Below are 19,198 nucleotides of genomic sequence, written 5' to 3'. Positions count from 1 at the left end.
CTAAGGAACATTGTCAACAAATTCTTGCCAAAAAGAAAATTCCTAAATATTAAATTAGGAATTACGTTCTAAGCTTTTGATTTATCGAAAATATTACCTACTTCAACTTCTACTTTTTGTGATTTTACATCGATGTCAGATACAGTGAGCAATGATTTGTATTCATGAATGTCTCGATCGGCTTTGGCATTCTCTGCAAATACAGCTACACCCACCAACTCACTATCAAATTCCGAAAGCAAACTAATCATACCGGTAATAGTGCCGCCACCTTTAAGAAAATCATCAACAATAAGAACACGACTATTTGGTTTCAAACTGCGTTTTGAAAGGAACATTTTTTCAATACGATTGCTTGAGCCACTGACGTAGTTTACTGAGACTGTTGATCCTTCTGTGATTTTCAGATCACGACGAACAATAACAAATGGAATATTCAAGACATCTGCCACTGCATTTGCCAAAGGCACACCTTTTGTAGCAACAGTCATTACAGCATCAATTTTTTGCCCTTTAAAAGCACTAGCAATAATACGACCAACATTTTTCAAAATCGATGGGGTACTTAATAAATCAGATAGATAGAGATAACCACCTGGCAAGATACGATCACTCTCAGAAAGGCGTTCACAAAGATTTTCAACTAGACTTCTTGCATCTTCATCAGAAATAGTTGGTGTAAATATAACACCCCCAGAGGCACCCGTTACTGTTTCGATTTCCCCTATTTGACTTTCTTCAAAAGCTTTTTTAATAATAGCAACATCTTCTGAGATTGACGACTTAGCAGCTTCATAACGCTCTGCAAAGGTATTAAGACTTGTTAGTTTATATGGATTATTAATCAGGTAGTTTGAAATCACTACCATACGCTCACTTCGTTTTAATTTCATATGTTACCTATATTTTCTGTATTTTTTAACTATTATACCATAATACAATAAAAAGCGAACATTTTTTCATTAAATGTTCACTTACTTTCGCTTCTAATCACATTTTGGCTTATAGAAAGAACGGTTATCCATGGCAAATAGACGATTAGTCATCTCTCCTGGTCCAACTAAGTTAAGAGCTGTCGTCATCATCATCATACTAGCATCGAGATTATCAATCATATGGATAACCTCCGCTTCCATGATACGAGGACGAACTGGACTTCCATACTCCAATTGCCCGTGGTGACTTAAAATGACATGACGTAAAACAACAACATCCTCACGTGTATCATCAATATTAAGCTCGACAAGAACTTTGGTGATTTCTTCATCAATCAAAGCTATGTGACCAATCAAGTTTCCACGAACGGTATATTCTGTATTTTCAGGACCAGTTAATTCAATGACCTTAGCTAGGTCATGTAGCATAATTCCTGCAAAGAGCAAACTCTTATTTAGCTCTGGATAAATATCTCCAATACTATCAGCCAAGCGAATCATAGTCGCTGTATGATAAGCTAATCCACTTTCAAAGGCATGATGGTTTGTTTTAGCAGCAGGAAAACTAAAAAACTCCTTATTATGCTTACGATAAAGGGCACGGACCACACGTTGCCATGTAGCTTCCTCTATTTTGAAAATCATCTGCTCAAGATATTCACGCACTTCGGATAAATTTACCGGTGGCTTTCCCTTAAAATCAGCCGGATCATTCGGTTCACCAAATAAAGGGAGTCGCAAGGTAATTTGATTGACTTGAGGCGTGTTATTATAAACCTCTCGGCGTCCTTTCATATGGACTACCTTACCAGCTGTAAATTCTTCAACATTATAAGGCTGAGCATCCCATAAATTTCCTGAAATCTCACCAGAATCATCCTGGAAGGTAAAGGCAATGTAGTCCTTTCCCGCTCGTGTCTTACGTACTTCTGCACGCTTAATCAGATAAAAGCCTTCAAAATACTCATCTTTTTTCATTTGATTAATTTTCATGCTCATCCTCATTTTCTAATCGTGGTAAATCTAACAAACTTTGTGTCGCACTATCTTGGTAGGTTTCAATGGTATCAAGAGCTCTAACAATTGCCCTGCTCCGTGTGTTAAGCAGACTATCGACAGTTTTACTTGCTGTATTTAATTGTTTTTGAGCCTTAGCAAGCATATCTCCAAACTTACCGAACTCCAGTTTAACGTTGCCTAAAATTTTACTAATATCATCCGCATTCTTTTGAATATTCAAAGTTCTAAATCCTACAGATAATGAATTCAAGAGTGCAGATAATGTTGATGGACCTGCAATTACAATATTCTCCTCGCGACGAAGGGCGTCAAAGAAGGCCGGCTGTCGTACCACCTCAGCATAAAGTCCTTCCGTCGGCAAAAATAATATACCAAAATTGGTAGTCTCAGGTGGATTAAGATACTTCTTATTAATATCCTTGGCAAATCGTCGAATACTAGTCATAAGTGACCTACGATGACTCTCAATCTGCTCTTTATCGCCAGATTCATAAGCATCTTCCAGACGATAATAATCTTCTAGGGGAAACTTAGAATCTATCGGGAGGTAGACATATTCGTCTTTATGATTTCCAGGCATCTTAATTGCATATTCAACCCGTTCACTTGAACCTGATACCGTAGGAAATTCTCGCTCGTACTGATTAGCAGCCAGTATATCTTCAATAATTTGTCCTAATTGAAGTTCTCCCAGAATACCACGTGTTTTTGTATTTGAAAGGACCTTGTTGAGGCTCCCAACATCCTTAGCAACATTTTTCATTTCCCCCAAACCTTGGTTAACAGATTCTAGCTGTCTTGAAACCGTCTCAAAAGACGCTTGTAAACGTGTTTGTAAAGTTTGTTCCAGTTTCTCTTCAACTGTCTGACGCATTTGTTCCAAACGTTTCTCATTGGAATCCTGCATATCCCTAACAGCTTTCGCCAGGCTTTGGTTTATTTGCTCTAGGCGTTGATCAGAACGATCTCGATTATCGGATAAGTTTTGGTGCAAAACCTCGCGAATATCTGTCAATTGTTGATAAAGTGCCACCTGCAATTGATTCAATTGCTTTGTCGTTTCGAGTTGATTTGTTTTAGCAAAATTTTCTAACTGAAAAGAAATTTGATCTGAAAGATTATCTGCATTTTCTTCCAGAGTCTTGTTAAGCTGTTCTTTTAACTCCACATTCTTCAAGTAGAGAACAGCCAAAAACCCTAGGCTTAAAAAAGTCAAAAGTGTAAGCAGGTAGATCATACTAACTCCTATCTCTAGTCTGGATGATAATCACGTATCCATTTGGTACCGTCACATGAATTGGACCATCAACGAATTCATTGCTGGAATAGATTTTTTTTTGAAAATAATTACTACTGGTTAATTCATATTTTGCTCCCAAAATCGTCAGTTCTCCATCACCTTCCTGTAAAAAGGATATATAAGTCATATCAGGTTCTGGAAGAAATTCATGTTTGCCTTCTGAACAATAAGTAATTTTATTTTGCTTATCCCGTAAGCAGATACGATCCATAAAAGGAGCTAGTTGCGGATCGCTGACTAGAAATACATTTGACAACATATGATCTATCCTACCACCAAAAGCACCAAAAATGGTTACTTCAGCTTCGGGGTAAGCCTGAAAAATCAATTTTAAAGCTAACTCAGTGTCTGTGTCATTCTTCTCAGCTGAAGCTTTCTTACAAAATTTAGCTGTCGATTGAATGACGTCTAATTCTAACTCAGAGACCGAATCAAAATCCCCTACAGCCAGGTCAAGAGGTAACCCTAACTCCAGTAAGTACAAACAAGCACGATCCACTCCAACAAAATAATCAAAATCGGTAGTGAACCAATCTAGCTCACCACCGACAAACAAAGCTATTTTAGGCATCGATAGCATCACGGAGCGTTTGAACTTGCGCAGTCAAATCATGATTTTTGAAAAGGTAAGAGCCCGCTACAAAAACATTAGCTCCCGCCTTAGCACATGCTGCGATGGTTTTGTTATCTACACCACCATCAACTTCAATATCGAATGAATAGCCACCTTTTTGGCGAAGTTCAACGACCTGTTCTACCTTAGACATCATTTCTGGAATAAAGGTCTGACCACCAAAACCTGGGTTTACAGTCATAATAAGTACTTGATCCACTAGAGCAAGTACTGGAATAAGTGCCTCAACTGGTGTGCCAGGATTGATTACAACACCTGCTTTCATACCAGCAGCTTTAATCTTCTGAATGGCACCATGAATGTGTTTAGTAGCTTCGACATGAATAGTCACAATATCTGCACCAGCCTGTGCGTAAGCAGTCACATAACGCTCAGGATCAACAACCATAAGATGACAATCAAAAACTAACTTACTATGTTTACGCATGCTAGCAACCACATCTGCTCCCCAACTGATATTCGGAACAAATTGGCCATCCATGATATCGATATGAACATATTCTGCGCCTGATGCATCAATACGAGCTAGTTCAGAAGCAAAATTAGCGTAATCAGCAGCTAGGATAGATGGAGCAATTTTATATGACATGAGAGACCTACTTTCTTTTGATAGTTTTTTTATATATTTCGCGACGGTTTTCAATTTCACTTAAAAATTGAAGGTAATTATCATAACGAACTTCCCAGATTTGACCATTTTCCACTTCATCTTTAACAGCACAAGAAGGTTCATGGGTGTGGGTACAGGAACGGAACTTACAGCCATGACTGGCCTGACGAATTTCTGGAAAAGCTTCACTCAAATCTTCTGCATTAGCCACTTCATAGTCTAGTGAAGAGAACCCAGGTGTGTCAGCAATCTTCCCACCATGAACATCATAAAGGCTTACAGCCCTTGTTGTGTGACGACCACGACCTAGACTGTCCGAAATTTCACCTGTTTCTAAATTTAACTGCGGGGCAATACGATTTAGCAGAGTCGATTTTCCTACACCAGTCTGCCCCATGAAGACTGTGACTTTATCAGCCAAGAGAGGCAATAGTTCTTCCAAAGTAAAGACAAAATTAAAACCAATTCGTTGATACTGTGTTTGAATACTCTTCATCTCCGAATCATCTTCAACCAAGTCCATCTTAGAAATATAGATTACAGGTTTTATATGTTTATGCTCTAATAAAACCAAAAAACGATCCAAAAGATTACTGTTAAAATCTGGTTCCTTAGCAGACATAATAACCACAGCCTGATCGATATTGACAATGGGCGGACGCACTAGACTATTGATTCGTTGACCGATTTTAAGGATATAGCCCTCTGAATTTTCCTCTGCCGAAAATTCAACAAAATCTCCAACATAAGGTGTTTGCCCTTTTTTTCTAAAATTTCCTCGTGCACGCGTCTGGTAAACAACACCATCATGCTCTACATAATAGAAACCTGCTAGTGCTTTGATAATTCTTCCTTGCAAGTGAACTCCTCATTCGTTTAATAGCCTTATTATACCACAAAACTAGAAGCATTTCTGACCCAAAACAAGCACGGAGCACAATTCCTTTGGACTCCTTGAATTTTTACTAACTTGCAGTATAATAATACTATCACTGCGGAGGTGGTGGAATGGCAGACACGCATGCTTCAGGCGCATGTGCTTTTTCAAGCGTGAGGGTTCAACTCCCTTTCTCCGCATAGCAAAAATCCCACTGACATTCAGTGGGATTTTTGAATTATAGACCAGCTTCTCTCAAAGCATCTGAGAGACGTGCAAAATCCGAAATAGACAGTGCCTCTCCCCGAATAGAAGGTTTTATAGCTGCATTTTCCAAAGCCTGATCAAGCTTGTTTTTAACTTCTTCAGACTTACCAAAATGACTTGTCAGATTATTCCAAAGCGTCTTGCGACGATGCAAAAAACTAGCCTTTGATACACGGAAAAAGAAATCTTCGTCTTTAACTTCGACTAAAGGTTGCTTACGGCGTGTCATCTTCAAAATAGCCGAGTCAACATTAGGTGCTGGCACAAAAACTGTACGAGGGACAGCGAATGCCACCTTGGCAGTCATATAATATTGCACAGCGATGGATAACGAACCATAGGCCTTTGTATTGGGCTCAGCAGAAATACGATCTGCAACTTCTTTTTGCATCATAACAACAAATTCTGAAAAAGGAATCTTACTCTCAATCAAATGCATTAAAATTGGTGTCGTAATATAGTATGGCAGGTTGGCTACAACCTTGATTGGTAGATCTGGATTTTCAAATTCTTTGACACGTGTCTGTAAATCTGCCTTGAGAACGTCTTCGTTAATCACTTTAACATTATCATGATCACGCAAAGTGTCTTCCAAAATCGGAACCAATCGCTCATCAATTTCAAATGCCATAACTTCCGAAGCATTTTCAGCCAAGAATTCAGTTAATGCTCCAATACCTGGCCCAATTTCGATAACATTGACATTTTTATTAATCTCTGCCGTATCAACAATCTTTTGTAAAATATTTGTATCTGTTAAGAAGTTCTGTCCAAAAGACTTCTTAAAGGTAAAACCGTGACGTTCAAGAACAGCCTTGGTCACACTATAATCTGCAATTCTCATTTATTCTCTTTTCTTATTTTTAATATCAGGATTCTTGTTGCCTTGATTCAAAATTAAATCAGATTCTTAATTATCTCGACTGCTAAAATAAACTATTTAGCAGCAACTTTAGCGACTTCTTAATTTCTAAGAGCACTAATAATCCTAGTATTTCGCCATGACCTCTTCAAGCTCTTCTAAAGTAATTCCAAACAATTCCAAACGTTTTAATAGTTGCTTTCCATTGCAATAACCAATACGAAGCGCTTCCCCCAAATATTCTCGACGTTTACGGCTATCCGATCCCATCAAAAGTCCTAACTTCATGAGATCTGATTTACGAATATCAAACTGATTATCATCATCGTAACTACCTAGAACTCCAGCCAGTGCCTTCTGAATATCTTCAAAATTTGCATGCTCGACTCCCAAGGAACGGCCTCTTGTCTTAGATTTTGGACTTGCTTCACCACGGTTCAAAAAAGCATGCTTTGCTGTCGGAACAGCTTCCATGATGATTTTCCGAATACGTTCTCCATTATAATCTGGATCTGTGAAAACAATCACTCCTCGTAATTCATTAAGCTTATCGATACGCTCTAAGTCATCCTCATTAATAGCAGAGCCTCTAGTTTCATAGGTATCCACCTCATAAAAACGTCTCAAATTTGCCGTATCATCCTTGCCTTCTACGACGATAACTTCTTGAATTTTTATTTTACTCATTCAGACCAAAAATCCTCATCGCATTGTCATAAGTAACTCTTGCAATCTCTTCACTTGTTAAACCACGAAGCTCGGCAATCTTATCCACCACATAACGTGTATACCCTGTACGATTTTCACGACCACGTTTTGGCACAGGTGCTAGATACGGTGCATCTGTTTCAACTAAAATCTTATCTAAAGGTAAGTACTGGGCAGCTTCTTGAACATCCAAAGCCTTCTTAAAAGTTACAACACCTGAAAATGAAATCATCATACCGAGCTCAACAAATTTTTGAGCCATCTCCAGGGACCCTGAGTATGAGTGCATAATCCCACCACAAGGACCAACCCCAACTTCTTTAATAATCTCGTAAGTATCCTCTATTGCGTCACGTGTGTGTACAACGAAAGGCAAATTATATTCCTTTGACAAGGCTATTTGACGCTTAAAGACCTCAATCTGAACCTCCTTAGAATCTTCCATCCAATAATAGTCCAAACCAATCTCCCCAAGTGCCACTACGTTTGGATTTCCCAATTGTGACACAATCATATCCTCAATTTCCTGAGTATATGATCCTGCTTCTGTAGGATGCCATCCGATTGTACTATATAGCTGGTCGTATTGCTCTGACAGTGCTAAAGACTTCTTAATTGTCGCTTTATCAAAACCAACAATATTCATTTTAACAACACCAAGTTCAGCTGCAAAATCTACTTCTTCTTGTTCTTTTCCTGCAAAATTATCCACATTAAGATGGGTATGTGTATCAAAAATTTTAATCATAGGTCTATTATAACAAAAAGGAGCGAGCTTAGCTCACTCATCTTTTCATTTTATTAAACAAAGAGTCGCATATATTCTATCTTTGTACAGCGATTCATTACAATATCCTGTCTATTAGATTGACGAAGAATAGTCTCTGCCTCTTCATTTTCAAGACCGATTTGACTCCAAAAAATTCTGTCCTTCGTTTCAAGAAAATCATAAGCAACATCTGGTAAATACTCACTGCGTCTAAAAACATCAACAATATCTACTGAAAACGGGATGTCCTTAAGATAAGCATAAACATGCTCTCCTAGAAGCTCCTGACCTTCTAGTTTAGGATTTACTGGTATGATACGATAACCAGCAGCTTGTAGGAAATGCGCAACTTGATAAGATGCTGCCTCCTTACGATGAGATAGACCAACGATTGCGATAGTCTTTGCTGATTTTAAATAAGATTCTATAACCTCAGCACTAGGGTTTTGAAATGAATAAGACATTTGACTCTCCTCATCGTTCAAAAAAATAAACTCTCCCTAAATGGAATGGCCATGATTACTTAGCTAAGCTCAGAAACGATGGCTTTAATTTGTTCTTTTGTATGGACACCTGCAACTTGCTTAACAACCTCACCATCTTTTTTGAATAACAAAGTTGGGATAGACATAATTCCAAATTTTTGTGCTGTTTCTGGATTCTCATCAACATCAATCTTCACAATCTTTAGTTCATCTTCTGAAATCTCTTCAGAAAGTTGCTCAAGAATTGGTGCTTGCATCAAGCAAGGCCCACACCAAGTAGCCCAAAAATCAATCAAGACGAGTCCTTCAGCTGTTTCTTGTTCAAATGTAGAGTCTGTTACTACTTTTGTCATTTAATTATCCTCCTAGATATTATAAAACATTTGTAGACCTATTCTATATGATTCTAAAGGCCATTGCAAGAATTTGATATATACATAAGAATTTCTTATCAAATATTAGTCATTGCCTATCATGGACATCACTTGCCCATAGAATACCTTGAGAGTATAATAATAAATAAACTAAAAAAATAGAAAAGAGTAAATATGGATAAAGATGCAATGATCACCTATCTCATAGGTGAACTCAAAAAAGAAAATCTAGAATTACATGATTTGATTGTTCCAGAAGAGCTCGAAGAAAAGCAGAAACTCCTAAGAGCACTCTTTAATACTCGTAAACCAATGGCAGCATCAACACAATTCTTGACCATACAAGACCTTTACCTACAAGTTAGAAAAGGTGAACGAGGAATTGTACAACTCAACTCTCTCCAGTCTATTCCTCAAGATAAGAGAATCTATCTATGGAAAGGTGATATTACAAGACTAGAGATCGATGCAATAGTAAATGCAGCAAATAAGACCTTACTTGGATGTATGAAACCACTCCATAATTGTGTTGATAATGCTATTCATACATATGCAGGTGTCCAGTTACGTCAGGCTTGTTTCGAACTCATCTTAGAACAAGGATATGAAGAACCAGTAGGAATGGCTAAAATAACCCCAGCCTACAATCTCCCTTCTGCCTTTGTTATCCATACAGTTGGTCCAAAAATTGGAAACCAAGTAACACCAATTGACGAAGATCTTTTGATTAAATCATATCTTTCAGTATTAGCACTAGCTGAAAAAAACAAGATAGAATCAATTGCTATACCATGTATATCAACTGGCGATTTCAATTTTCCAAAACAAAAAGCAGCAGAGATCGCAATCAAAACTGTAAAATCCTTTATTGATCACTCTGAAATTGTAAAAAAAGTTATTTTTAACGTCTTTGATGATGAAAATTTAAATATTTATCAAAAACTTCTTGCAGAATAAAAAAGAAAATCATTTTGATTTTCTTTTTTATTCTAAAGTTAATAGTTCTTTTGACAAAGCAAAGAATACAGGGAAATCATTTTTTAGATTAACAAAACTACTTTAGACAAAAAACTATGCTCTGAAACAGTTGTACAAACTAAAATACAATCTTGATTTACCATTCTATACAGAAAAGAAAGTTTAGAAAGTTTAACACTTTTAACAGAAATCCCTATAGAAACCTGATCTGCGAAAGTTGTTGTAGCTTTGTATTCACACGAAATAGAAATAACAGGAGAAATAATACCCTCCTCTTCAATTTTTCATAAGGCCATCCTAAATTCCTTAGAAAAAAGTTCTGGCCTTTTCCATCCATTGAACATAATTTGAATGATGAGTAATTCCCATTCGATCTGTTTCATAATACCGGCCCTCGTGTTTACAAACAAACATAAGAACCTCTAAATAAATAACTTAAGAGATAAAATCTAAAATGTCTTCCTCAGAGAGCGAAGAGTCACAAACAACCTTCGCAGCTCCTTTTTCTGAGACAAACAATGCAGGTACAGTCGCAATACCATAGCGTTTACGTAAAGCCTGAATCTCTCCCAGTTCATCAGTATTTTCACTATTAATATAAAAAATATTAAATTCAGACTTACGTGCAACATTTGATAATTTAGGCTCAAAAAGCTGACAATACGGGCACGAAGGACGTCCAATAAACAAAATAAATTTTTCAGCTGAAGCAATGTTCTCCTTAGCCGAAGAGACAGAAATGGGCGTAAAAGCCGATGCAAAAATTGACATAATAATACCTCAAATAAAAAATATATTCATATAATACCTAAAAAATTAGTAATTAACAAGAAAAGGCTCTATAATTTCTGTAGTGGGTAAAACTACTGTAGGGATTATAGAGCTTTTTGAGTGTACACAAAAAGTCCCATAAGAACTATAATGAAAAGCAACCAAACCATCATTAGGAAGAACTTATGAGACTTATTAAGAATACCACAGAATTAATCGGAATCAAAGACCAAAATATCATTATTTCACTTGTTTTTGAAACTGACACTCATATCGAGATTCAAGCAAAACTTGATTACCCTGCACCATCATGTCCTCATTGCCATGGAAAAATGATCAAGTACGACTTTCAAAAGCCTTCTAAAATCCCTCTTCTCGAGCAAGCGGGAACGCCAACTCTACTACGTCTGAAAAAACGTCATTTCCAGTGTAAAAATTGTAGGAGAGTCACGGTAGCTGAGACATCTATCGTTGAGAAAAACTGCCAAATCTCCAATCTAGTCCAACAAAAAGTTACACAACTCCTAACTGAGAAGGTGTCACTAACTGATATTGCAAGAAGACTTCGCGTGTCGACGTCCACTGTCTATCGTAAGCTTGATCAGTTTACTTTCAAGGAACATTATGACAAACTCCCTGCTGTTATGTCCTGGGATGAGTTTGGGTTCAAGAAAGGGGAATTGGCTTTTGTAGCGCAGAATTATGAGACAAACGAACTCATAACCATCCTTGATAATCGCCGCCAAACTACTATACGAAACTACTTTTTGAAGTATCCACTGAAAGTCCGACAACAGGTACAGTTTATCACGATGGATATGTCTGGAGCTTATATTCCACTGGCTCGTAAGCTCTTTCCAAACGCAAAAATCGTTCTTGATCGTTTCCACATCATCCAGCACCTTGGACGTGCCTTTTTAAAGACAAGAATTGCAATTATGAACCAGTTCGATAAGAAGTCACTACCCTATCGAGCCTTGAAAAATCACTGGCGACTCTTCCAAAAGGACAGCCGTAAACTATCTCTCAACTCTTTTTATTCAAAGACTTTCCGCCAAACTTTAGCACCACATGAAGTTGTTGCGAAGACACTAGTCTTTTCAAAAGAGCTTACTGACTACTATACACTTTATCAGCTTTTGCTTTTTCACTTTCAGGAGAAGAGAGTAGATGAGTTCTTTGAACTGATAGAGGAAAATAGGAGCAAGGTCAATCATTATTTTCAAACTGTCTTTAGGACTTTTCTTAGACACAAGCAATACATCAAAAACGCACTAGAAACGGACTATTCAAACGCAAAACTTGAAGCGACTAATAAGTTGATCAAAGACATCAAACGCTTGGGCTTCGGTTTAGAAACTTTATCAACTTTAAGAAGCGTGTCTTCATTACTCTGAACATACATAAAAAAAGGACCTATCCGGTCCTCTCTAGATGTTAGCTTTTCATCACCCACTACAGTTGACAAAGAGCCAAAAAAGCTAGACAATGTCTAGCTTAAAAAATTATACTCCGCCAGTAGGACTCGAACCTACGACATCATGATTAACAGTCATGCGCTACTACCAACTGAGCTATGGCGGATAAAGGCTAAGCGACTACCGTATCTAACAGGGGGCAACCCCCAACTACATCAGGCGTACTAGGGCTTAACTTCTGTGTTCGGCATGGGAACAGGTGTATCTCCTAGGCTATCGTCACTTAACTCTGAGTATTCTCAACTCAAAATTGAATATCTATACTGTATCAAGAAACCAAATCGTTGTCAATATATCTCAGTTACTTTCGTTGGATAAGTCCTCGAGCTATTAGTATTAGTCCGCTACATGTGTCACCACACTTCCACTTCTAACCTATCAACCTGATCATCTCTCAGGGCTCTTACTGATATAAAATCATGGGAAATCTCATCTTGAGGTGGGCTTCACACTTAGATGCTTTCAGCGTTTATCCCTTCCCTACATAGCTACCCAGCGATGCTCTTGGCAGAACAACTGGTACACCAGCGGTAAGTCCACTCTGGTCCTCTCGTACTAGGAGCAGATCCTCTCAAATTTCCTACGCCCGCGACGGATAGGGACCGAACTGTCTCACGACGTTCTGAACCCAGCTCGCGTGCCGCTTTAATGGGCGAACAGCCCAACCCTTGGGACCGACTACAGCCCCAGGATGCGACGAGCCGACATCGAGGTGCCAAACCTCCCCGTCGATGTGAACTCTTGGGGGAGATAAGCCTGTTATCCCCAGGGTAGCTTTTATCCGTTGAGCGATGGCCCTTCCATACGGAACCACCGGATCACTAAGCCCGACTTTCGTCCCTGCTCGAGTTGTAGCTCTCGCAGTCAAGCTCCCTTATACCTTTACACTCTGCGAATGATTTCCAACCATTCTGAGGGAACCTTTGGGCGCCTCCGTTACCTTTTAGGAGGCGACCGCCCCAGTCAAACTGCCCGTCAGACACTGTCCCCGATAGGGATAACCTATCTGGGTTAGAGTAGCCATAACACAAGGGTAGTATCCCAACAACGCCTCACTCGAAACTGGCGTCCCGAGGTCATAGGCTCCTACCTATCCTGTACATGTGGTACAGATACTCAATATCAAACTGCAGTAAAGCTCCATGGGGTCTTTCCGTCCTGTCGCGGGTAACCTGCATCTTCACAGGTACTAAAATTTCACCGAGTCTCTCGTTGAGACAGTGCCCAAATCATTACGCCTTTCGTGCGGGTCGGAACTTACCCGACAAGGAATTTCGCTACCTTAGGACCGTTATAGTTACGGCCGCCGTTTACTGGGGCTTCAATTCATGCCTTCGCTTACGCTAAGCACTCCTCTTAACCTTCCAGCACCGGGCAGGCGTCACCCCCTATACATCATCTTACGATTTAGCAGAGAGCTGTGTTTTTGATAAACAGTTGCTTGGGCCTATTCACTGCGGCTGACCATCAGTCAGCGCCCCTTCTCCCGAAGTTACGGGGCCATTTTGCCGAGTTCCTTAACGAGAGTTCTCTCGCTCACCTGAGGCTACTCGCCTCGACTACCTGTGTCGGTTTGCGGTACGGGTAGAGTATAATTAACGCTAGAAGCTTTTCTCGGCAGTGTGACATCACTAACTTCGCTACTAAACTTCGCTCCCCATCACAGCTCAATGTTAAAGATATAAGCATTTGACTCATATCACACCTCACTGCTTGGCCAGACACTTCCAATCGTCTGGTTTAGTTAGCCTACTGCGTCCCTCCATCACTATATACTCTAGTACAGGAATATCAACCTGTTGTCCATCGGATACACCTTTCGGTCTCTCCTTAGGTCCCGACTAACCCAGGGCGGACGAGCCTTCCCCTGGAAACCTTAGTCTTACGGTGGACAGGATTCTCACCTGTCTTTCGCTACTCATACCGGCATTCTCACTTCTATGCGCTCCAGCACTCCTCACGGTACACCTTCTTCGCACATAGAACGCTCTCCTACCATACCTATAAAGGTATCCACAGCTTCGGTAATATGTTTTAGCCCCGGTACATTTTCGGCGCAGGGTCACTCGACTAGTGAGCTATTACGCACTCTTTGAATGAATAGCTGCTTCTAAGCTAACATCCTAGTTGTCTGTGCAACCCCACATCCTTTTCCACTTAACATATATTTTGGGACCTTAGCTGGTGGTCTGGGCTGTTTCCCTTTCGACTACGGATCTTAGCACTCGCAGTCTGACTGCCGATTATATCTCATTGGCATTCGGAGTTTATCTGAGATTGGTAATCCGGGATGGACCCCTCACCCAAACAGTGCTCTACCTCCAAGAGACTTAACATCGACGCTAGCCCTAAAGCTATTTCGGAGAGAACCAGCTATCTCCAAGTTCGTTTGGAATTTCTCCGCTACCCACAAGTCATCCAAGCACTTTTCAACGTGCCCTGGTTCGGTCCTCCAGTGAGTTTTACCTCACCTTCAACCTGCTCATGGGTAGGTCACATGGTTTCGGGTCTACGACATGATACTAATGCGCCCTATTAAGACTCGGTTTCCCTACGGCTCCGTCTCTTCAACTTAACCTCGCATCATATCGTAACTCGCCGGTTCATTCTACAAAAGGCACGCTCTCACCCATTAACGGGCTCGAACTTGTTGTAGGCACACGGTTTCAGGTTCTATTTCACTCCCCTCCCGGGGTGCTTTTCACCTTTCCCTCACGGTACTGGTTCACTATCGGTCACTAAAGAGTATTTAGGGTTGGGAGATGGTCCTCCCAGATTCCGACGAGATTTCTCGTGTCTCGCCGTACTCAGGATACTGCTAGGTATAAAGACTATTTCGAATACGAGGCTATTACTCTCTTTGGCCTACCTTCCCAGGTAGTTCTTCTATAATCTTTAAGTCCACGTTGCAGTCCTACAACCCCGAAGAGTAAACTCTTCGGTTTGCCCTCTTGCCGTTTCGCTCGCCGCTACTAAGGCAATCGCTTTTGCTTTCTCTTCCTACAGCTACTTAGATGTTTCAGTTCACTGCGTCTTCCTCTACATTACCTTAACAGTAATGAGTGACAGGCATTACCTGCCGGGTTCCCCCATTCGGACATCTCTGGATCATTGCTCACTTACAGCTCCCCAAAGCATTTCGTCGTTAGTCACGTCCTTCATCGGCTTCTAGTGCCAAGGCATCCACCGTGCGCCCTTATTAACTTAACCTTATTTTTGGCCTTTCGACCTAACTCATTAAATATTCACAGCGTTTCGGTTTATTTTCTTGTTACTATCTATATGTAATTACTTACATATGGAATTTGATATAGATATTCAATTTTCAATGGACAATACTTGAATCTTTCGATTCAATGGAGCCTAGCGGGATCGAACCGCTGACCTCCTGCGTGCAAAGCAGGCGCTCTCCCAGCTGAGCTAAGGCCCCACAAGACCTCTCAAAACTAAATAAGAAACTCAAGTACATTCCGTTTTTCCTTAGAAAGGAGGTGATCCAGCCGCACCTTCCGATACGGCTACCTTGTTACGACTTCACCCCAATCATCTGTCCCACCTTAGGCGGCTGGCTCCAAAAGGTTACCTCACCGACTTCGGGTGTTACAAACTCTCGTGGTGTGACGGGCGGTGTGTACAAGGCCCGGGAACGTATTCACCGCGGCGTGCTGATCCGCGATTACTAGCGATTCCGACTTCATGTAGGCGAGTTGCAGCCTACAATCCGAACTGAGATTGGCTTTAAGAGATTAGCTCGCCGTCACCGACTCGCAACTCGTTGTACCAACCATTGTAGCACGTGTGTAGCCCAGGTCATAAGGGGCATGATGATTTGACGTCATCCCCACCTTCCTCCGGTTTATTACCGGCAGTCTCGCTAGAGTGCCCAACTGAATGATGGCAACTAACAATAGGGGTTGCGCTCGTTGCGGGACTTAACCCAACATCTCACGACACGAGCTGACGACAACCATGCACCACCTGTCACCGATGTACCGAAGTAACTTTCTATCTCTAGAAATAGCATCGGGATGTCAAGACCTGGTAAGGTTCTTCGCGTTGCTTCGAATTAAACCACATGCTCCACCGCTTGTGCGGGCCCCCGTCAATTCCTTTGAGTTTCAACCTTGCGGTCGTACTCCCCAGGCGGAGTGCTTAATGCGTTAGCTGCGGCACTGAATCCCGGAAAGGATCCAACACCTAGCACTCATCGTTTACGGCGTGGACTACCAGGGTATCTAATCCTGTTCGCTCCCCACGCTTTCGAGCCTCAGCGTCAGTTACAGACCAGAGAGCCGCTTTCGCCACCGGTGTTCCTCCATATATCTACGCATTTCACCGCTACACATGGAATTCCACTCTCCCCTTCTGCACTCAAGTTTGACAGTTTCCAAAGCGAACTATGGTTGAGCCACAGCCTTTAACTTCAGACTTATCAAACCGCCTGCGCTCGCTTTACGCCCAATAAATCCGGACAACGCTCGGGACCTACGTATTACCGCGGCTGCTGGCACGTAGTTAGCCGTCCCTTTCTGGTAAGCTACCGTCACAGTGTGAACTTTCCACTCTCACACCCGTTCTTGACTTACAACAGAGCTTTACGATCCGAAAACCTTCTTCACTCACGCGGCGTTGCTCGGTCAGGGTTGCCCCCATTGCCGAAGATTCCCTACTGCTGCCTCCCGTAGGAGTCTGGGCCGTGTCTCAGTCCCAGTGTGGCCGATCACCCTCTCAGGTCGGCTATGTATCGTCGCCTAGGTGAGCCATTACCTCACCTACTAGCTAATACAACGCAGGTCCATCTTGTAGTGGAGCAATTGCCCCTTTCAAATAAATGACATGTGTCATCCATTGTTATGCGGTATTAGCTATCGTTTCCAATAGTTATCCCCCGCTACAAGGCAGGTTACCTACGCGTTACTCACCCGTTCGCAACTCATCCAAGAAGAGCAAGCTCCTCTCTTCAGCGTTCTACTTGCATGTATTAGGCACGCCGCCAGCGTTCGTCCTGAGCCAGGATCAAACTCTCATTAATACTTTAATAATTGTTCGAGCGTTAACTCATTACCGTCGTCTGACGATTTATTCTTGTAAATTGACAGGTTATAATTCTTCTATCATAACCCTGCACTTGGTTTCTTATTCAGTTCTCAAAGGTCTTTGCCTCTCTTGAGACAACTTCTATATTCTAGCAAAGACAGAATATCTTGTCAACACTTTTTTTGAAGTTTTTTTCTCTTCTTCGTGCTGGCCGTCTCTCACGAAACAGCTTATTTATAATATCATCCCTTCTTAAACTTGTCAATAACTTTTTTAAAGTTTTGGAACCTTTACGAGTTAGAGACAAATCGCTTAAGACAACTTTTATATCTTAGCACCCTTTTGGATAGCTGTCAAGAGGTTTTAAAAACTTAAATATACAATACAAGAGATAAGTACACAATAAAAACTCATAAGATTTTCTTGTAAAATAGAATTGAACGAACTAGTTACGAAAGGAAGTCTTATGAGCTACCATCATTTTTCTATGTCACTTCATCGTCATCGTGCTCGTGCCAGTATTCGTAAGCACCGCCATCGTGGAAAGACAAGTCATCAGACTATTCAACTGCAGGAAAGCAAACTTAATAATAGGCCACGATAATGTCTTAACTGAAAAACACCTTATGAAGTATTCTAAGGGGAAAGTATGCACTTAATTTGACAATTCAAGAAAGAAAAAAAGCAGTAAATTCGGTACTGCTAAATAAATTATTTAAAAATTCCTGTTACTCGCATTATACCCATATTTTTCAATAAAGTCTTGACGAAACTCGAGTAAGTTGTCATCAACAATAGCTTGGCGCACCTTGGCCATCAAATTTACTAGGAAATAAAGATTATGATAACTTGTCAAACGAATTCCAAACGTCTCATCTGCTTTCAACAAGTGTCTCACATATGCACGTGTGTAATTCTTACATGTGTAACAATCACACTCTGGATCAATTGGGCTAAAGTCTTCTGCATAGGCAGCGTTTTTAACTACTAGGCGTCCATTGCTAGTCATACACGTCCCATTTCGAGCAATCCTTGTCGGCAAAACACAGTCGTACATATCGACTCCACGGATAACACCATCAATCAAACTATCTGGCGCCCCTACTCCCATAAGGTAACGCGGTTTGTTTTCAGGAAGTAGAGGTACAGTAAAATCTAGTACGGCATTCATCTCTTCATGAGTTTCTCCAACCGCAAGACCACCAATAGAATACCCTGGAAAATCCATAGAAACCAAATCATGCGAAGATTGTCTGCGAAGGTCTTCGAAACCAGCTCCTTGTACAATACCAAAAAGCCCTTGATCGTGTGGCCGACGATGGGCTTTTAGTCCACGCTCTGCCCAACGACTCGTACGTTCGATAGATTTTTTGACATAATCATATGGCTGGTAAAATTGCGGACATTCGTCAAAGCTCATCATAATATCTGAGCCGAGATTATTCTGAACTGAAATAGCTTTTTCAGGAGAAAGAAACATCTTACTTCCATTAAGGTGATTTTTAAAGGTTACACCTTCCTCTGAAATGTTTCGCTTTTCCGCCAATGAGTAAACCTGGAATCCTCCACTATCTGTAAGAATGGCTTGATCCCAATTCATAAACTTATGGAGTCCACCAGCTTTAGCAATAAGCTCATCACCAGGTCTCAGCCATAGATGGTAAGTATTTGCCAAAATAATTCCTGAACCCATCTGCTTTAGTTCTTCAGGGGATTGCGTTTTTACAGTAGCTTGGGTACCGACAGGCATAAACATCGGTGTTGGAAAAGTGCCATGAGGCGTTATAATTTCTCCTAGGCGTGCTCCTGTGTATTTTTCTTTCTTTATAAGACGATATTTAATAGGAAAATCAATCATTTAAACTCCTTACATTAGGAAAAACAGTCCTAAGTATTTTTTAGCGAGCGGACATTATCCACAACTGCATTAGTGTATCAAATTTTATAAGAATTGTCAGCTCTCTATTTTCAAACTGTCGATTCAAACTCTTTAAAGCTCATCACCTAACAATTTCATCCGAAGCTACCAGCCGAGGCCTAAAGGCCTACCGAATGGTTTCCCTTCAGCACCACCTTTGCTAGCTGACCCGACT

15 protein-coding genes, 3 tRNA genes, 3 rRNA genes and 2 pseudogenes are annotated in these 19,198 nt (G+C 40.7%); 4 read left to right on the top strand and 19 right to left on the bottom strand.

Annotation, left to right across the window (positions count from 1 at the left end):
• Positions 1-68: 68 nt before the first annotated feature.
• The 6 genes from purR to rsgA all read right to left on the bottom strand — a co-directional run bounded on the left by purR (position 69) and on the right by rsgA (position 5,358).
• The gene (gene purR / locus NST05_RS02085) at positions 69-893 is read right to left on the bottom strand and encodes a pur operon repressor (protein WP_084829116.1); all 825 of its coding nucleotides are present in this window, start codon (positions 891-893) and stop codon (positions 69-71) included.
• Between the two features lie 93 nt (positions 894-986).
• On the bottom strand, positions 987-1,928 hold the full coding sequence (locus NST05_RS02080) for a 3'-5' exoribonuclease YhaM family protein (RefSeq protein WP_011681651.1): 942 nt from the start codon (positions 1,926-1,928) through the stop codon (positions 987-989).
• Positions 1,918-3,192 carry a DNA recombination protein RmuC gene (gene rmuC / locus NST05_RS02075; RefSeq protein WP_084826150.1) on the bottom strand — a complete coding sequence of 425 codons (1,275 nt, stop codon included), beginning with the start codon at positions 3,190-3,192 and terminating at the stop codon, positions 1,918-1,920. Before rmuC ends, NST05_RS02080 begins: the two co-directional genes overlap by 11 nt.
• Before the next feature lies 1 nt (position 3,193).
• The gene (locus NST05_RS02070) at positions 3,194-3,826 is read right to left on the bottom strand and encodes a thiamine diphosphokinase (protein ID WP_084826151.1); all 633 of its coding nucleotides are present in this window, start codon (positions 3,824-3,826) and stop codon (positions 3,194-3,196) included.
• Complete coding sequence (rpe, locus tag NST05_RS02065; RefSeq protein WP_084826152.1) at positions 3,819-4,478, bottom strand: ribulose-phosphate 3-epimerase; 660 nt, start codon at positions 4,476-4,478, stop codon at positions 3,819-3,821. Before rpe ends, NST05_RS02070 begins: the two co-directional genes overlap by 8 nt.
• A gap of 7 nt (positions 4,479-4,485) precedes the next feature.
• Positions 4,486-5,358: a ribosome small subunit-dependent GTPase A gene (gene rsgA / locus NST05_RS02060; protein WP_084829117.1), complete on the bottom strand. Its 873-nt coding sequence runs from the start codon at positions 5,356-5,358 to the stop codon at positions 4,486-4,488.
• A 135-nt stretch (positions 5,359-5,493) separates the two neighbouring features.
• On the opposite strand from rsgA, the gene NST05_RS02055 reads away from it, so the two are divergent.
• A tRNA-Leu gene (locus NST05_RS02055) sits at positions 5,494-5,576 on the top strand.
• A 38-nt stretch (positions 5,577-5,614) separates the two neighbouring features.
• Here the strand turns inward: NST05_RS02055 and rsmA are convergent.
• The 5 genes from rsmA to trxA form a co-directional block, all read right to left on the bottom strand.
• Positions 5,615-6,487 (bottom strand): 16S rRNA (adenine(1518)-N(6)/adenine(1519)-N(6))-dimethyltransferase RsmA, encoded by an 873-nt coding sequence (rsmA, locus tag NST05_RS02050; RefSeq protein ID WP_011227569.1) that lies wholly within the window; start codon positions 6,485-6,487, stop codon positions 5,615-5,617.
• Positions 6,488-6,631: 144 nt separating this feature from the next.
• Positions 6,632-7,192, bottom strand: coding sequence for a ribonuclease M5 (gene rnmV, locus NST05_RS02045; RefSeq protein WP_024704318.1), 561 nt, complete (start codon positions 7,190-7,192; stop codon positions 6,632-6,634).
• A complete protein-coding gene (locus NST05_RS02040; protein WP_002951968.1) occupies positions 7,185-7,961 on the bottom strand; it encodes a TatD family hydrolase in 777 nt (258 codons plus the stop codon). Before NST05_RS02040 ends, rnmV begins: the two co-directional genes overlap by 8 nt.
• A gap of 53 nt (positions 7,962-8,014) precedes the next feature.
• The gene (locus tag NST05_RS02035) at positions 8,015-8,446 is read right to left on the bottom strand and encodes a CoA-binding protein (protein ID WP_024704319.1); all 432 of its coding nucleotides are present in this window, start codon (positions 8,444-8,446) and stop codon (positions 8,015-8,017) included.
• A 59-nt stretch (positions 8,447-8,505) separates the two neighbouring features.
• Positions 8,506-8,820, bottom strand: a complete 315-nt coding sequence (gene trxA, locus NST05_RS02030) for a thioredoxin (RefSeq protein ID WP_002951972.1) — start codon at positions 8,818-8,820, stop codon at positions 8,506-8,508.
• 195 nt (positions 8,821-9,015) lie between these two features.
• On the opposite strand from trxA, the gene NST05_RS02025 reads away from it, so the two are divergent.
• The gene (locus tag NST05_RS02025; RefSeq protein WP_011226585.1) at positions 9,016-9,798 is read left to right on the top strand and encodes a protein-ADP-ribose hydrolase; all 783 of its coding nucleotides are present in this window, start codon (positions 9,016-9,018) and stop codon (positions 9,796-9,798) included.
• A gap of 27 nt (positions 9,799-9,825) precedes the next feature.
• Here NST05_RS02025 and NST05_RS02020 read toward each other — a convergent pair.
• Both NST05_RS02020 and traF read right to left on the bottom strand, forming a co-directional pair.
• Positions 9,826-10,233: pseudogene (locus NST05_RS02020) on the bottom strand (acyl-CoA thioesterase).
• 21 nt (positions 10,234-10,254) lie between these two features.
• Positions 10,255-10,590: a conjugal transfer protein TraF gene (gene traF / locus NST05_RS02015; RefSeq protein WP_002951977.1), complete on the bottom strand. Its 336-nt coding sequence runs from the start codon at positions 10,588-10,590 to the stop codon at positions 10,255-10,257.
• 185 nt (positions 10,591-10,775) lie between these two features.
• Between traF and NST05_RS02010 the strand changes: the two are divergent.
• Positions 10,776-12,024, top strand: a pseudogene (locus NST05_RS02010) (ISL3 family transposase).
• 76 nt (positions 12,025-12,100) lie between these two features.
• Here NST05_RS02010 and NST05_RS02005 read toward each other — a convergent pair.
• From NST05_RS02005 to NST05_RS01985, 5 genes are all read right to left on the bottom strand, one after another.
• Positions 12,101-12,174, bottom strand: a tRNA-Asn gene (locus NST05_RS02005).
• A gap of 5 nt (positions 12,175-12,179) precedes the next feature.
• Positions 12,180-12,295 (bottom strand): 5S ribosomal RNA (gene rrf / locus NST05_RS02000).
• A gap of 83 nt (positions 12,296-12,378) precedes the next feature.
• A 23S ribosomal RNA gene (locus tag NST05_RS01995) occupies positions 12,379-15,278 on the bottom strand.
• Between the two features lie 147 nt (positions 15,279-15,425).
• Positions 15,426-15,498, bottom strand: a tRNA-Ala gene (locus tag NST05_RS01990).
• Between the two features lie 54 nt (positions 15,499-15,552).
• Positions 15,553-17,100: ribosomal RNA gene (locus tag NST05_RS01985) — 16S ribosomal RNA — on the bottom strand.
• Together the 16S, 23S and 5S rRNA genes with 2 tRNA genes alongside form the textbook arrangement of a ribosomal RNA operon.
• A 471-nt stretch (positions 17,101-17,571) precedes the next feature.
• Here NST05_RS01985 and NST05_RS01980 point away from each other — a divergent pair.
• A complete protein-coding gene (locus tag NST05_RS01980) occupies positions 17,572-17,709 on the top strand; it encodes a hypothetical protein (protein WP_014608716.1) in 138 nt (45 codons plus the stop codon).
• A 111-nt stretch (positions 17,710-17,820) separates the two neighbouring features.
• On the opposite strand, the gene tgt is transcribed toward NST05_RS01980, so the two are convergent.
• Positions 17,821-18,963 (bottom strand): tRNA guanosine(34) transglycosylase Tgt, encoded by a 1,143-nt coding sequence (gene tgt, locus NST05_RS01975; protein WP_084829118.1) that lies wholly within the window; start codon positions 18,961-18,963, stop codon positions 17,821-17,823.
• Positions 18,964-19,198 lie beyond the last annotated feature (235 nt).

It is taken from the genome of Streptococcus sp. FSL E2-3494 (assembly GCF_038007085.1).
Lineage (GTDB): Bacteria > Bacillota > Bacilli > Lactobacillales > Streptococcaceae > Streptococcus > Streptococcus thermophilus.
This window is presented reverse-complemented; position numbering and strand designations above follow the sequence as displayed.